The sequence below is a fragment of the Spirochaetota bacterium genome (assembly GCA_026415295.1).
Lineage (GTDB): Bacteria > Spirochaetota > JAAYUW01 > JAAYUW01 > JAOAHJ01 > JAOAHJ01.
Genome location: JAOAHJ010000025.1, coordinates 26,598 through 43,017, shown reverse-complemented (window position 1 = coordinate 43,017; position 16,420 = coordinate 26,598). Strand labels below are relative to the sequence as shown.

Sequence of the window (16,420 nt, the reverse complement as noted above, 5' to 3'; positions counted from 1 at the left end):
AAATATAAAAAAGGAGCTTCAATTGGGGCAGTTTTTTTTAAAAATGTATCTACTAAAAAAACAATAGAACCTGAAATTAGAACTATATAAGCAATTAAAAGAACTAATCTATTAACTTTAAATTCATAATCTTTTAGAATAACTCTTTTTCCCATTAAAATTACCTTTAATAAATAAGATTTTAAATTTTATAACTAAATTTAATAATTCTTTTTACATTTTGTATAATATATCAAACCAATAAAAAAACAATAAAAAAATTTAATTATATAAATCTCTAAAATATCTATAATAATATTTTTAAAATAATTGAAAAAATTATTAAATTCAGTAAACTTATAATTCTATTTTTATTTAATTTTTCTTTTTTATCGACTTTTTTATTATAATAACTTTATTTTTTTTTATAATCATATTAAATTAATTCAACATTCCATAATAAAACATTCCATAATAATATTTAAAAGGAGTTTTAATATGAGCAAAGAAATTATTTACTCAAAAAATGCCCCTGAAGCAATTGGTCCATATTCTCAAGCTGTTGTTGTTGGTAAACTAATATTTATTTCAGGCCAATTACCAATAAACCCGCAAACAAAAGAATTAATAAAAAATAATATAAAAGAAGCTACTGAACAGATTTTAATTAATATTTCAAATATTTTAAAGGAGAAAAATCTAACTCTGAACAATATTATAAAAACAACTATTTTTTTAAAAGACCTTTCAACTTTTCAAGCGGTAAACGAAGTATATTCAAAATACTTCAAAAATGATTTCCCTGCAAGAAGCACTATAGAAGTATCTAAGCTACCAAAAGAAGCAGACATAGAAATAGAAGCTATTGCCTTTATTGATTAATTTAAAAAAATTAGCAACTATTTTTTATTTATTGAAATTATATTAATTAATCAATTTAAAATTCATTACAAAATTATAATTAAAATTAATTAAAAGAGGATAAAAATGAAATTATCAATTATAAAAGAAAAATTAAATCTAATCCATGTTAACCCTGATGTAGATATTAAAAATTTTGATGTATCATGGGGTTACTGCTCTGATTTACTATCTGATGTTATTGCAAATATAGAATCAAACTATCTATGGATAACAATCCAGAAGCATCCAAATATAATTGCTGTAGCTACTTTAAAAGATATTGCAGGAATTATACTATCAAATAATACTGATCCAGATCCTGAAACTATAATAAAAGCTTCAGAAAATGATATACCAATTTTTAAGACTACAAAATCCTCATTTGAAATATCTGGAGAGATTTATAAATTAATAACTGAAAACAAAAATTAAAAATTTTATAATTTATTTATTATTTTTATGCTTATACAATTTGAGGAAAGATTAAAAAAATTTATTTTATTCATACTTATTCTATTTGTTATTATTTTTATTAGATATTTTTATATTTTTTCAAAATATAAATTTCTAAAAAATGAAAATTTATATATCACATCAATTACAAAAAGAGGACTTATATTTGATAGAGATGGAGTCTTAATTGCAGGCAATTATAAGTATAAATCTGTTTTTATTGATCCTTCAAATGTTAATCTAGAAAAAGATAAACAAATAATTAGTGATCTAGAAGATATATTATCAATTAATAAAAATAATTTAATAGAAGAAATAAAAACAAAAAGTAAAAATAGATTTTTATGGATAAAAAGATTTCTTACTGAAGATGAATATAATAATTTAAAAGAAAAAAAATTAAAGAAAGTTTACTTTAAAGATGAATATAAAAGAGTTTATCCTCAAGGAGAATTATTTTCAAATGTAATAGGTTTTTGCAATATTTATCTTCAGGGTATGGAAGGTATTGAGTATTTTGCTAATAACATATTATACAATTCTGAAAATAAAATTTATAGTACAATAGATTCAAATATACAATTCTTTTTATACTCAATACTAAAAAAAAGATTTGAAGAAGAACAACCTCAATGGTGTGGAGTTATAGTTCAAGATGCTTTAAATGGAGAGATATTAGGAGCAGTTAAATTTCCAACTTATGATCCTGAACTTTACTATCTATTTAATATGGAGCAAATTAAAAACAATTTATTCATTGATTCATATGAACCTGGTTCTGCCTTTAAAGTTTTTACCTTTTCATGTCTTTTTGAATATGGGTTAATTAACTTAAATTTTAAAGATTATTGTACTGGTTATTATAAATTAACTGAAAATATTAAAATACAAGATTTAACAGAGCATGGCAATATAGATCTTATAAAAACTTTTAAATACTCATGCAATTATGGAACTATTAAATTAGCTGAAAACTTAAATAAAGAAACCTTTTTTAAATTTTTACAAACTCTAAATTTTGGTTCAATTACTGGTATAGAGTTTCCTGGTGAAACAAAAGGAATTTTAAAAACTCCCAAAAACTGGACCAAAATGACTAAAGCAATAATAAATATTGGTCAGGAAATAGGTGTTTCTGCAATTCAAATGATATCAGCTTTTTCCTCTATAATAAATGGAGGAAACTATTTTTCTCCTAAATTAATAAAAAAAATAGAATACTCTGGTGGAGGAATTAAAGAAGAAAAACCTATAGTTCTACATAAAACTGTTTCTGAAAATACTTCTGAATTTATTAAAAAGTTACTAATTGAAGGAATCTCTAAAGACTCGACAGGAAGAGAAGCTTTTATAAATCTTGAAGGGGTCCAAATAGGTGGAAAAACTGGAACAGCTCAAATACCTGATCCTAAAGGAGGATATTTTAAAGATAAAAACTTAGCTTCATTTTTAGGTTTTTTCAACTATAAAAATAGATTGTATTCTATTTATATTATATTCTACGATCCCAAAAAAAATATCTATGGAGGATCTGTTGCTGCACCAGTATTTAAAGAGATAGTTATTAAGCTAAAAAATTATATTGATATTAAAGAAAATAGAGTAGAAATAAAAAAAGATATTCAAAGCATTATAGAAGAATTTTCAAATTACAAAAAGGTTGAAGATATTTATTTAAACTCAAATGGCAAGCTTCCTTCATTTGTTAATCTTACATTAAAAGAAGCCATTTATCTTGCAAATCTATTAAAAATTAAAGTTAAAGTTTTTGGTTCAGGCTTTGTATATTATCAAAGCATTGAACCAGGGGAAGATCTTAAAAATATTAAATACCTTATTTTAAAATTAAAAGAGGAAAATTATTAGAATAAATGAATTATCTTTCAAATAAAAAAATTAACTTAAATATTATTTTTCTTACACTTATAAATAAAAAATATAAAAAAGAAAACTTTGATGATTTACAACTAAACATTAATAAAATATATTTTAATAGGGAAATTGAAATAAAAACTAAGCAATCATTCATAGAAATAATTAATTCAAATTCATATTTAAATATAGTTTTAATTGGCAAATTTGAAACTATTCTAAAACTTAGTTATTTTTTTAATAATTTAAGTAATAAAAACAAAAAATATATTTTTATTATATTAGAAAAATATCACGAAAAGGGACTTATTAAAGAAAAATTAGAAAAAAATAATAGCAATTTTAATTTATTAGAATTATCTATAAATAATAGAGATGATTATAATAAATTAAACACTTTTAACTTTGAAGATATAATTTTATTGTTTTCATCAGATTTGGAAGAAATTTTAAATTTTATAGAATCCATAAAATTTCCATCTTGCAATATTTTCATTACTCCAGAACTTTTTCAAATTCTTGATAAAATTAAACCTTTTTATGATGAAATTATTTCTTTAATAAACAAAAAAAAGATAAATATTGAAACTGCTAAAAAATTTGGTAAAAGATGGATAATTAATATATTAAAAAATCATAAATATTATTTAACCTACCCAAATGTAGCTATATTAAAAAATATTGGGGATAAAATTCCATGCTTAATTATTGGTGCTGGAAATTCCTTATATAAAAATATCGAATTAATAAAAAAATTAAAAGACAAATTTATCATAATATCTGTAGATACTGCATTTAGAGTATTAGTAAAATACAAAATTTATCCAGATTTCGTTGTATCTTTCGATGCTCAAAGCATAAATAATTCTTACATTTTATCTATTCAAAATAAAATATCCAAAGATAAATTGCCAATTTGTATTGTTCCACCAACTATTAATCCAATTTTTTTAAAAAAATACAAAGGTGTAATAATTTTTACCTCTATTTTTTTTCATCCAATACCTATATTTGATAAATTTAAAAATAAAAAATGTATAGAACTTTCTTCTGGTGGTACAGTAACTTCAGCAGCCTATGACCTTGCAAAACTGTTTAACTCACCAATTAAATATTTAATAGGACTTGATTTAGCATATACAGATAATTTGTTACATTCAAAAAATTGTCTTTATGAAGATATTTTTTATTATTTTGATAATTATAAAAAAACTTATATCGATATAATATCAAAAATTATGTTAAAAAATTCACCTTTTAAATTTAAAAATTTGAAAGGGGAAATAGTAAGAACAGATGTAAAATTTGAAATGTTTTCATATTGGTTTTCAAATTATATTGATAATAAAACATATTTTCTTACAAATGATGTTTTGTTTAATGAAAAATTTATCTATAAAAATCCAGAAAATATTATTAAATATAAATTTGATAGATTTTCCCTCCAAAGAAAAAGACATATTAAAAATTTAATAAAAAAAATAAAAATAGAATATGAAAATATTAAAAAAGATAAGAGTACAAAAGTTCAACTTTTTGATAAAGAAGCATATAGTAATTATATAAAAAAATTAAAGGAAGAACTAAATCAACTAAAAACTTTAATTGAAAATATAATATATCTTTATCAAAAAATATTTGAATATAAAAAAAATGATTTAAGTATTGATTCTATTTTATTACAACTAAATTTTTTAGAAGATAAAATCTCAAATTATCAAGAAGGATTTAAAATTATAAATTTAACTATTCAAAAAGAAATACTTGATATTGAATTTTGTAAATTTTTTGATAGTGAAAAATTTTTATATAATTCACTAAATTTTTATAAAAATATTTATAAAAGTCTTGATAAAATTCTTTACATTTTAGAAAATTAATTTAAATAGATTTCAAGCAATTTTATAGATTAATTTTTATTAATTTTTAAATAAAATTAAAAACAATTTTTCATTAAAAATATAATAATATAATAAATTAAAGGAATAGAAATGAATTATTTAGAAATACTTGACAAAGATAAAAACCAAAGAGTAACAAGAAAAATTCTTATCGCAAATGAATTATTAAAAAAACATTCTACCCCATTTTTAATTATTCAGCAAAAAGAAATTTTAAAGTCTATAAATTTATTTAAAGATTATCTTCCTAAAATAAAACCATTTTATGCAGTTAAATCAAACGCTGACAAGTACATTATAGAACTATTAAAAAAATATAATTTTAATTTTGATGTTGCATCTGCTGGAGAAATAGAACTTCTTGATAGATTGAAAATTCCAGGTAACAGAATGATCCTTGCAAATCCAATTAAAAATAAAAAAAGCCTTTATTCTGCATGCAAAAATAAAGTTTGGGCTTTTACATTTGATAATATTCATGAACTAGTTAAATTAAAAAATTACTTAACTGAATTCAAACTAAAACATATACCAAATGCTATAGTTAGAATATTTACTAAATCTGAAGGTGTCCAAACAGATCTTTCTCAAAAATTTGGTGCCCCAGTTGAAGATGCTATTGAATTAATTTATTTTGCTAGAGAGCTCGGTTTTAATCCTATTGGTGTAGCTTTTCATGTTGGAACACAAAGCTTCTCTTCAAAAAATTATGAAAAATCGATTCAAGATTGTTTATATATTTTTGAAAACGTATACAAAAGATATAATATTGAATTAGAAGTAATAGATATTGGAGGAGGATTTCCTATTGATACTATAGGTGGGTCTGGCACTGATAATCTCGCAACTTTTTTTGAAGAACTTTCAGAAATTTATGAAAAATATGAGCTGTACAAATATAAGGTCATAGCAGAACCTGGAAGAATTATTTCAGGTCCATGTGGGACACTTGTAACAAAAATTATTGGCAAGTCAAAAAGATTTGGAAAAAATTTTCTTTTTCTGGATGATGGCGTATATGGTTGTTACTCTGGAGTAATTTATGATCATGCTAAATTTAATTTTATACCTTTGGACAAAAAATTTTTAGATATATCATACAAAGATAGACTCATACCTTATACATTAGCTGGTCCTACATGTGATTCAATTGACATTATTGATGAAAATATATTTTTGCCTGATAATCTTGAAATTGGAGATTATATTTTATCTACAGATATTGGAGCATATAGTATTATGTCTGCTACAGCTTTCAATGGATTTAAACCAGCTAAAGTTCTTTATTTAAATAATAACGATAAACTCGAAAATGAACATATTGATATTGATTTTGATATATATTCATTAAATATTGTTTCAGAAAATTATAATGAATCTGAAGAAAATAATTGATAAAAATAATTTTATAATTTAAAAACTCTATTATTTTAGTTGTTATTAATTTTTTAAATAAAAAAATTTTACCATTGATTTGAGATATTTTTTTAATATAATATAATATTTATTGAAATTGGTAAACTTATAAAAATTATAGTAAATAAAAACTTTATCTAATATCATTTTTTATTATTTTATTCCTAATTTTTAAAACAAATATTAATAAAAAATTACAAATATTTTTTTATTTCAGAAACAATATCAATATTTAATATTTTTGCTCTCTTAATAACCATAGGCAATAGTACATCAAAAAATTCCCTTCTTTTTATATTTAAAACCTTTTCATAAGCACCTTCTTTAACAAAAATACCAATTCCTCTTTTATTTTCTAATATTTCCATATCTATTAACTTGCTTACACTTTTCATTACTGTATTTGGGTTTACTTCTGCCAAAAGTGCAAGATCTCGAATAGAAGGGATTTTATCATTCTCTTTCCATTGCCCAGATAATATATTTTCAAGTATATTTTCATAAATTTTGCTATATATAGGAATCTTATCCATCAAGTTCATCTATTCATTACCTCCCAGTAATTTGCTTTTTTTTATAAGAATAATAAGACAAGATATAAAAAACAAAGGGGATTAAATAAAATATTATTCTTATTAAGAAGGTCCATAATTTATATTTTTTTTCACTATATAAAATATCTATCAAATCGTTTAAGTTTAGCTGAAAATTAAAAACATCAATTATATTCAATTTAATTAATATGTCTACTAATAAAAAAATAGAAATATTTAAAAAAAGTAAACATAAAAATAAAACAAGAACAGTATTAAAAAAAGAATTTTTTTCCCAAATTGTAGAAAAGAAAAAGAAAATAGAACTAATCCAAAAATATCCAAAAAAAGAGTTTGTGAAAATTTTAACAAAATAATTTAAGTTATATAACTTCATTTTTAATGAAAAAATAATAGTGAACCCATATAAAATAAAATATGAAAAAATAAAAAATAGATAATTAATTATAAAATAAATGATAACTGAAAAAATGAATTTTGAAAAAACTTTCTGAAAAACTGAACCTGGTAAGGTTAAATAAAAAATAGTCCACTTTTTCTCATATATTCTGGTAAATGAATTTGAAACTATAACGATAAGTCCAACAAATAAAGCTATATAATAGAAAGGTTCTATGTTTATAATATTTTTATAATTAAATTTTTTAAATATTAAATTTAATATCAAATTAATCATTATAATACCATAAATAATAAATAAAATTAAAAAAATATCTTTCAAATTCAAATAAAATTCCATTCTAACAAATTTAATTATTCTTGTTAAATTATCTTTAAATGAATTTAATCTATTATCTTTAATTTTATAAATTTTTTCCATATAATGCTCCTTTCCTTTATAATTAATTAAAAGAATTAATATTTATATCACCTGATATACTATTTATTATCACTTTCTTATCTTTGATATTTTCATTTAGTATAATTTCTCCTTTTTTCTGACTATAATTTTTATCATTTATATTAATTTCACCCGAAAGAGTATTAGCTTTTAAATAGAAATCATTAAAAGAAGAACCTTTAATATTTAATTTAATATCTCCTGAAACAGTTTCAAGATATATTTGATCAAAATTATTATTAACATCTAATTCAATATTGCCTGAAATAGTTTTAATCTGAAATTTTTGTATATTTGAAACTAGAAGATCAGCATAAAAATTTCCAGAAACACTATTTACAAATAAATAATTCATATTTGAATTTTCTATTTCAAAATCTCCTGAAACTAGATTTACATTTAATTTATCAAATTCAGATTTTTCTATTGAAATATTTCCAGAAATCCCTTTAATTTCACATTTTGTCATAATATTTACTTCTTTAAAATCAATATCTCCAGAAACTATATCAATAATAAATTTCTCTAACTTTAAATTTAAAGGAACAAATACTGTAATATCTCCAGTTATTATAATATTTATATTTTTAAATATATCAGGTCCATAAAATTTATTCTTAGGGCTAAAATTGATAACAAAGCTATCCTTTTCTATTTTTATATCTTTGTTATATTCATCTATATATTTTTTCAGATCTTCTTCAGATTTAGAATGATAAGTAAGCCTTGTTTCAACTCTTATAGTTGAAGTATCACTTTTTTTAAATTTTAAGTTAATATTTATTAATTCTATATCTATATTTTTTAACTCTTCTAAATTATTAAACTCCGAAAATTTCTCTTCAAAATATTTATATTTTAATTTTTTTTCTATAAGTTCTTCTGTTATATTATTTATATAATTATTAAATTTAAAATTTGCACTTTTAAAATCTTTATCTACATTTTTTCTTTTTATTGTCAATAAATATGAACATAAAATTAAAATAAAAATAAATATTAAGCCAATAATTAATAAATACTTAATTTCTTTTTTCATTTTATCTCCTTCTTCTCTTATATATTGAATATTTATTAAAAACTTAATTTATCTTTGCAAGTCAATACAAAATTAAAAAGTATCTCTAAATCAATATCCTGAATATTTACATTTTCAGGTAATCCAATCATTTTTCTTTTATCCACTATACAAATTTTTCCTGAAATTACCTCTTCTTCATATAATATATAGTCTCTATTTGGATAATCCTTAGGAAGAAATAGTACCCCATAATTTTCATTAATGTATTCCATTTCTTTTTTAAAAATTATTTTTCCATTATCTATTATTATAACTTCATCAAGAAGTCTATTAAAATCTTTAACCTGATGAGAAGATATTATAAATATTCTATCTTCTTGTAAGGAATCAAGTATAATTTTTCTAAACTGACTTTTTGAAGGAATATCAAGACCTATTGTAGGTTCATCTAAAAGATAAATCTTATTTTCAGTTGAAAGAGCAAAAATTAAATAAAATTTTTTCAACATTCCATAAGATAACTTTGATATTTGATAATCTTCAGGTATCTCCATAAATTTTAATAAATTATAAAGTTTATCTTTATTAAACCTTTCATAAAATGCAGAAAAAACATTAATAAATTCATTAATCTTCATTTCAGGGATAAATATTTCCTCTGGATAAAAAAATATTTCATTATAAATTTTAAATGATCTAGAAATAGTATTAAATCCATCTATTTCAATATTTCCTGATTCAGGTAAAAGAACTCCAGATATTAATTTAAACAATGTTGTTTTACCAGAACCATTTTTCCCAAGCAATCCATATATTTTCCCACTTTCTAAATTCATTTCTAAGGAATCGAAAACTTTATGTTTAGGATAAGAAAATGACAAATTTTTTATTGTTATCATGAATCCTCCTTATAAGCATACTAATTAAAAATATTTAAAATTTGTTCTTTTAATCAAAAATCAAATTAATATTAAAATAAATATATACATATATATGTATATATATACATATATAAGTAATACACTCTTTATTTTTGTCAACTAAAAAATTGATCTTTATTAAATGGAATTATATCAAATTTAAAAAAATTTTTAAATTAATAAAAGTTGTATTTTTCTAATTTTAATTCTATATATTTATTGTATTTATAAAAATAAAAATATAAAAAATTTTTTATTAACTTTTAAAAATGTTATTAATAATAAAAACTCAATTATTATTAAGGAGTAAATGATTTATGATAAAATTTAAGAAATTGGTATTTATTATATTTATTTTTATTTTATTATTTTATTTTAATAATAAAATTTTTTCTCAAACTAATCAACTAAACAATTTAAAACCTATTGCTAAAATTTCTTATTTTTCAGGTAAAGCAAAAATATTTAAGCAAAATGAACAAAAAGAATATGAAATTAATTTAGATTTATTAATAAGTTCAGATGATATAGTCACTACAGAAAAAGAGTCTAAAGTAGAAATAGTTCTTCTTGATAAAAACACTACTATTACAATATTTGAAAACTCAAAGTTATCACTTTCTCAAATCTTAAATAACAATAATGAAAATACGACATTCTTAAGTATATTTTACGGCAAAATTAAACTCTTTGTTTCTAAATTAACTGGTAAAGAAGAATTTGTAGTAAATACTCCAACTGGAATAGCTTCAGTTAGAGGGACTGAGTTTGAAGTTGCCTCCTCAGATTTAGGAGATTCTATAATCAAAGTTTATGAAGGAAAAGTCCAAGTATATGATGATGATGAAAAAAATTCAATTTTTGTTGAACAAAATGAAACAACAATTATTGAATTTAATAAAAAACCTCAAAAAATTTCCCAGCAAAATATCAAAGAAGAACATAAATCCATAGATAACTTTATTAATTTAAGAAACAGATATAGCTCAGAAATTGCCAAAATAAGAATAAAAGAAATATTTAAAATCCTAAACATTCTAAATAAAAATACCAAATTTCTGGAATCTAAAGTAAACGAAATTTACAATAATGCTTGGTTCCAAAAAATATTTCAATTAATTAAAGAAAAAAAAGAATTGAATCCACAAGAAAAAGGTTACTGGTCAGCTTTTAGAAATATGTTATCTTCAATAAATTATATTACATATAAAAATATTTACAAAATAAAAATTCTTGTGGAATTGATAAAAAACCTTTTGCCCAAAGCGAATTTAACTCAATCTGAAATTAACAATTATTATAAACAACTGAATGAAACTATTCAAAACATTGAGAATTTGTTTATTAAATTAATTATATTAAACAAAATATTAAATTAAAATGCTTGAAACACAAAATTAAAAGTTTATAAATTTATGAAGGATAATTTGAATTAGAAAGGCAAACCTTCTTGGATTGTTCTATACTAAAATTAATTAGCTCTTCTATTTTGTTTTTTATATTTTGTCTATTTATACAATTATTTTCTATTTTATTATAATTATGATTATTAAAAAAATTTTCATAAAAAGAATAATTTTCCAAAATATTATTTAATACAGAACCATTAAAAGTATCTCCAGCACCAACTGTACTAACAGGTTTTATAGGAGGAACTTCAAAACTAAAAATATCTTTCCCAAAAATAACCTTTATATCATAAGGGCCATCAGTTAAAATAATTAATTTATTAATAAAATCTACTTTTGCTTCTTTAATATAAAAATCAAATATCTTTTGGATTAAATAATTTTTAAATTCTTTCCTGATCAAATCAACCCTATTATTTTCTAAATAATTTTTAAATTTTGAATAAAAGTCTTTATTAAAAATTATCCTCAATAAATATTCTTTAAAGATATCTTTATTTTTATTAAAAAGCTTTTTAATTTTTTCTATTAATTTCCATTCTTTTTTAAATATTAAAAAAAATAATTTTTTAACAAAAATTTTATTATTATTTCTATAAAAGATAAAATATCTAAAAATGTTTAGTAAATCTTCAAATGAAAATCTAATAATATCCGAACTATTAAGTAAATCTAAAATCTGATTTAACTTAACCTTGTTTTGTTTTAAATGATGTAATCTAATATTTGGATCATAAAAAAGTTTAAAACCGATTTCTTTTCTCTTTTTAATTAAATATTTAATTATTTTTTTATTTCTATTATCTCCTGCAAAAAAAGAGGATAAAAAAACAAAATCATCTTTTTTAAAACTTATTTTTTTTATTGGATCATACAAATATGGTTTTTTATAATAACTCTTATAAAAATTATACTTAGCTTCTCTATTTTCATCAAACTTTACAATAGATATAGTTGTCTTAATCTCTTCACTTCTAAAAATATTTTCAATAATTAAGCCTTTATTATTTAAAAAATTTAAAACTAGATCCCCAACAAAATCATTACCGATTTCTGAGAAAAATAAAGGATCTCTACCAAAATATTTTAAAGTTAACAATGTATTAAGAGCTGATCCACCAACCACAGGTAAAATACAATCATCTTTTATTAATAGAAGGTCTAAAACTATCTCACCAAAAATATATATTTTAATATTTTTTTTCTGAAACATATTCTAAAGACTCTTTGACAGCATTAATTGTATACTCAATATCTTCATAAGTATGCCTTGCAATAACATAACCATGGTGATATGGTTGCATAAAAACATGTCTTCTTATAAGTTGAGTAAAAAAATCAGTTCTTTTTAATTTATATAATCCTTTTTCATCCTTATTAAAAGTAATATATGGCATAGGAGGTATTCCAGATAAATGTGCTTGAGTTTCGGGAATTGAATCAATAACTTTTTTTAATCCATCAAGTAATTTTTTCCCTTTTTCCCAAACAGTTTCTATTATTTTATCTCTCTGTATTATTTCAATAGTTTTTAATGCTGCAATATAAGAAAGACTATTTGGAAAAAAGGTTGATGAAACAAAAACTTCTTTCTCTGCCTTATCCATAATCTCTTTCTTACCACAAGTAACAGAAATAGCATATCCATTTGCCATAGCTTTTCCAAAAACAGACAAATCCGGGATAACACCATAATATTGTTGAGCTCCACCTATTGACACTCTAAAACCACTTCTAATTTCATCAAAAATCAATACTATTCCATTTTCTTCAGTTATTTTTCTTAATTTTTGAAGGAAATTATCTTTTGGCTCTTCTACTGGTTTTGCAAGAGGATGACCTACTGGAGTTATTATTATTGCTGCAAGGTCATTTTTATTTTCATTAACAATTTTTTCAACCATATTAAAATCATTATATTCAAATTCAAGTACATCCTCATAGAGCTTTTGTGGAATTCCACCTTTTACTTCAACACACCAATCATGCCAACCATGATAACCACACCTTGCTATCTTTATTTTACCAGTATAGGCCCTTGCTAGTCTAATAGCAAGAGTTGTTGCATCAGAGCCTGTTTTTACAAATATACATTTTTGAGCAGATGGAATTAAAGATATTAGCTTTTCTGCCAAATCATTTTGAACTTTTTGAGTTAATGAAAAACAAAAACCTTTATCTCTTATTTGTTTTATTACTGCTTCATCTATTTCCTCTTCTCTATAACCTATTATAATTGGCCCATATGCTGCTAAATAATCTATATACTCATTTCCATCTATATCATAGACCCTTCCACCTTTTCCATGATCAAAATAAATTGGATACTCACCTTCTACAAAATTATAAGGTCTCCTTATCCCTAAAACTCCACCAGGAACCAATTTTTTTCCTCTTTCAAATTCTTCAAAACTCTTTTTTAAATTTAACTTTGGAGCTTCCTTCATATATCTTCCCCTTTTATTATAAGTTTTTAATTTAATTTTTATTTAGAAAAACTGATCCTATTTTTCTTATTTAATACATATAAAATAGCATTTAAATTCTATAACTTTTCTTTTGTGGTAAAAACTACATCCATAATAAAACCTTCTTCTGAAAAATATTTTCTAACTTTACCTTCTATATATATTATTACACCTTTAACATTTTCGAATTGCATAATAGTATTTACAACTTGATAAACTTGAGCTTCAACTCCTTTATATCCTAATTTATTATTTAAAAAATTCTTGTTAAAATCAACATAGCAGATACCATTCTTTATCCAAGCACTTTTTATTTGTGTTCCTTCTGGAATTAAATTTTTGTACTGAGAACTTTTATATGAAATTAGAGTTTTAATAAGTTCAAATATTGGAGAGTCAATAAATTTGATTTTGACTTTAATTTTTCTAAAAATTATATTCCCACTTTCATCAACATCAACAAGATAAATAAAATATTCTTTTTCTATATATTTAATTTCAATATTTTTTTGTTCTTCAAGTTTCTTATTCTCAACTACACTTTCTTGAGCTTTAGTCTTATCTACAGTAGAAATATTTTTCTCTTCTACTTGATTATTATTTATTGTAGTTTCTATTTTGTTTTCTGCTGAATTATTTTTTGATTCTATAATTATATTTTCATCCTTTAAATCAGAACTTGATATTTTGTTATTATCTTTTAATAATATTTCTGTTTTATCTTTATTAAAGTTATCTTTTTTAAATAAAAGAAAAAGTCTTTCTAAAAAATTTAGGTTTTTGTCTTTTTCATTTAAACTTTCACTCTTATCTTTTTTGGATTCAATATTTTCTTTTTTTTCTTCTTTTTTATTTTCAATATTATTTTTTGCAATTTTTATAACATCATATTCAACAAGAAAATTAAAAAATAGATATCCTGTAAATATAACAAAAGATAATAATATTAAAGGTAATAATAAATCTCTAATAAAAGAAAATTTTCTTTCTTTTGGCATAATATTTATCCTGAATCTATTATATTAAAATATAATTTTAATTCAATAATTTTAATTAACTATTTTATACTTGACAATATAGTTAAACAAAATAATATTTTATTTATGAAAGGATAAATTTATGAAATCATTCATATTTTTTAATAAAGAAAAATTTTTTAAATTATTAATCATTATCACAATATTTGTACAATTTTTAACCATTTTTCAATCATGTTCAAATAAACTTTTTATTCAAATTAAGGATAAAAAAATATCTATTGAAATTGCTTTAACTCCTGAAGAAAGACAAAAAGGATTATCAGGACGAGATAATTTACCAGAATACAACGGAATGCTTTTTGTTTTTGAAAATGATCAAGTAGTTTCTTTTTGGATGAAAGATACTAAAATTCCTCTTTCGATTGCATTTATAACAAAAGATGGCGTTATTGTTGGAATATACGATATGGAACCATTTTCATTAAATACTGTATCTTCAATTTACCCAGTTAGATACGCTTTAGAAGTAAATAAAGGACTCTTTAACAAATTAGGAATATCTGCGGGAGATACAATTAAATTACCTCCTTTTGAAGAAATTATTAAAATGCATAAAAAGCAAAAAAATAAAAAATGAATATCCTTTAAATAACTAACTACTTATTTTTAGTAATTTTTAATATGAGTATTCTTCAAAAAGTATATAAAAATTTTGACATTAATAAATTTTCTATTGAATTAAAGAATGAATATGTTAAGGATAAAATAAATTTAATTTTTTTTAATGATATTTATTTTGATACATTTTTTGAATTCGATCAAAAATATTCAAATAAAAACTTCATATTAATAAATAATAAATACTTAATAAATGATGGCAATATTTCAAATAACTCTGTTTTTCATTTCATTTTACCAGAAAATGTTAAATATGTAATATACCCAACTGAAAACTACCATTTTTTTTTAAATAACTTAAATATAGAAGAACCAAAAATTAAATATTTACTTGTTATAACTAATTGTTTATCTCCTGAATCATTATATGATTTTTCATTCAATTTTTATAATATTCTCTCATCAAAAATAAAATACAATATAATACATTTTGAGAAAAAACATACCTCATTATTATATAACCAAAATAAAATTGAAAATTTTTTTCTCATTTTATTTTTTGAAAAAGATTTAAATTTTGAAATCTATAATGAGTTCTGGGAAAAAAAAGATACATATTTTACTATTACAGATGTAAACAAAAACCTTATAAATTCTATAAATATGATCTCCCCTTTTGAATATTTCTTTAAAATTACAAATTTAAAAACAACAGAAGAATTAAAAGACTTTCTAAAATTAAATATTTTTAAATTTAATATTTATAAAAAGTCTAATATTTTTACTAAATTTTTTATAGAAAATATCAATTTTGAAGAAAAATTATTTTCAAATATTGCCCCTTCTAAATTTCAATCATTTTTTTTATATAAATTATCAAAAACAAATTTAATAAATACTCTTGTCAAGTTAACTAAAGAAAAATTAAGCAACTCAATGTTATTAATAGATCAAAGTCTTATACAAAACATAAACATAAGAAATAAGTTTTTAAACTTTATTCCAATAAAAACATTTTTTTTTATCGATAAAATAGGGCCTTCTTTACCTTCTAATGGATTAATAATTAAAGGATATTATTGAAT

15 protein-coding genes are annotated in these 16,420 nt (G+C 21.1%); 8 read left to right on the top strand and 7 right to left on the bottom strand.

Features of this window, described 5'->3' with window-relative positions; genetic code table 11:
- The first annotated feature begins 477 nt into the window (after positions 1–477).
- From N3A58_06105 to N3A58_06085, 5 genes are all read left to right on the top strand, one after another.
- Positions 478–861, top strand: coding sequence for a RidA family protein (locus N3A58_06105; GenBank protein ID MCX8058969.1), 384 nt, complete (start codon positions 478–480; stop codon positions 859–861).
- 105 nt (positions 862–966) lie between these two features.
- On the top strand, positions 967–1,314 hold the full coding sequence (locus N3A58_06100; protein MCX8058968.1) for a DRTGG domain-containing protein: 348 nt from the start codon (positions 967–969) through the stop codon (positions 1,312–1,314).
- 27 nt (positions 1,315–1,341) lie between these two features.
- Positions 1,342–3,201: a transpeptidase family protein gene (locus N3A58_06095; protein MCX8058967.1), complete on the top strand. Its 1,860-nt coding sequence runs from the start codon at positions 1,342–1,344 to the stop codon at positions 3,199–3,201.
- A 5-nt stretch (positions 3,202–3,206) separates the two neighbouring features.
- Positions 3,207–5,087, top strand: a complete 1,881-nt coding sequence (locus N3A58_06090) for a DUF115 domain-containing protein (GenBank protein ID MCX8058966.1) — start codon at positions 3,207–3,209, stop codon at positions 5,085–5,087.
- A gap of 111 nt (positions 5,088–5,198) precedes the next feature.
- Entirely contained in the window at positions 5,199–6,503 is a 1,305-nt protein-coding gene (locus tag N3A58_06085; GenBank protein MCX8058965.1) for a type III PLP-dependent enzyme, read from the top strand.
- Positions 6,504–6,718: 215 nt separating this feature from the next.
- On the opposite strand, the gene N3A58_06080 is transcribed toward N3A58_06085, so the two are convergent.
- From N3A58_06080 to N3A58_06065, 4 genes are read right to left on the bottom strand one after another with little or no spacing between them, the layout of a single operon-like run.
- Positions 6,719–7,066 carry a GntR family transcriptional regulator gene (locus tag N3A58_06080; GenBank protein ID MCX8058964.1) on the bottom strand — a complete coding sequence of 116 codons (348 nt, stop codon included), beginning with the start codon at positions 7,064–7,066 and terminating at the stop codon, positions 6,719–6,721.
- Positions 7,067–7,073: 7 nt separating this feature from the next.
- The gene (locus tag N3A58_06075; protein ID MCX8058963.1) at positions 7,074–7,898 is read right to left on the bottom strand and encodes a hypothetical protein; all 825 of its coding nucleotides are present in this window, start codon (positions 7,896–7,898) and stop codon (positions 7,074–7,076) included.
- A gap of 22 nt (positions 7,899–7,920) precedes the next feature.
- On the bottom strand, positions 7,921–8,958 hold the full coding sequence (locus N3A58_06070; protein MCX8058962.1) for a DUF4097 domain-containing protein: 1,038 nt from the start codon (positions 8,956–8,958) through the stop codon (positions 7,921–7,923).
- A 35-nt stretch (positions 8,959–8,993) separates the two neighbouring features.
- Complete coding sequence (locus N3A58_06065; GenBank protein ID MCX8058961.1) at positions 8,994–9,839, bottom strand: ABC transporter ATP-binding protein; 846 nt, start codon at positions 9,837–9,839, stop codon at positions 8,994–8,996.
- Between the two features lie 338 nt (positions 9,840–10,177).
- Here N3A58_06065 and N3A58_06060 point away from each other — a divergent pair, with 338 nt between their 5' ends.
- Positions 10,178–11,239 carry a FecR family protein gene (locus tag N3A58_06060; protein MCX8058960.1) on the top strand — a complete coding sequence of 354 codons (1,062 nt, stop codon included), beginning with the start codon at positions 10,178–10,180 and terminating at the stop codon, positions 11,237–11,239.
- A 34-nt stretch (positions 11,240–11,273) separates the two neighbouring features.
- Here N3A58_06060 and N3A58_06055 read toward each other — a convergent pair whose 3' ends face one another.
- From N3A58_06055 to N3A58_06045, 3 genes are all read right to left on the bottom strand, one after another.
- Entirely contained in the window at positions 11,274–12,482 is a 1,209-nt protein-coding gene (locus N3A58_06055; protein ID MCX8058959.1) for a PfkB family carbohydrate kinase, read from the bottom strand.
- Positions 12,460–13,716 carry an aminotransferase class III-fold pyridoxal phosphate-dependent enzyme gene (locus N3A58_06050; protein ID MCX8058958.1) on the bottom strand — a complete coding sequence of 419 codons (1,257 nt, stop codon included), beginning with the start codon at positions 13,714–13,716 and terminating at the stop codon, positions 12,460–12,462. The genes N3A58_06055 and N3A58_06050 overlap by 23 nt, the downstream gene beginning before the upstream one ends.
- Before the next feature lie 98 nt (positions 13,717–13,814).
- A complete protein-coding gene (locus N3A58_06045; GenBank protein ID MCX8058957.1) occupies positions 13,815–14,735 on the bottom strand; it encodes a GerMN domain-containing protein in 921 nt (306 codons plus the stop codon).
- Positions 14,736–14,856: 121 nt separating this feature from the next.
- Here N3A58_06045 and N3A58_06040 point away from each other — a divergent pair, with 121 nt between their 5' ends.
- Positions 14,857–15,354 carry a DUF192 domain-containing protein gene (locus N3A58_06040; protein MCX8058956.1) on the top strand — a complete coding sequence of 166 codons (498 nt, stop codon included), beginning with the start codon at positions 14,857–14,859 and terminating at the stop codon, positions 15,352–15,354.
- Positions 15,355–15,398: 44 nt separating this feature from the next.
- Complete coding sequence (locus N3A58_06035) at positions 15,399–16,418, top strand: hypothetical protein (protein MCX8058955.1); 1,020 nt, start codon at positions 15,399–15,401, stop codon at positions 16,416–16,418.
- Positions 16,419–16,420: the final 2 nt, after the last annotated feature.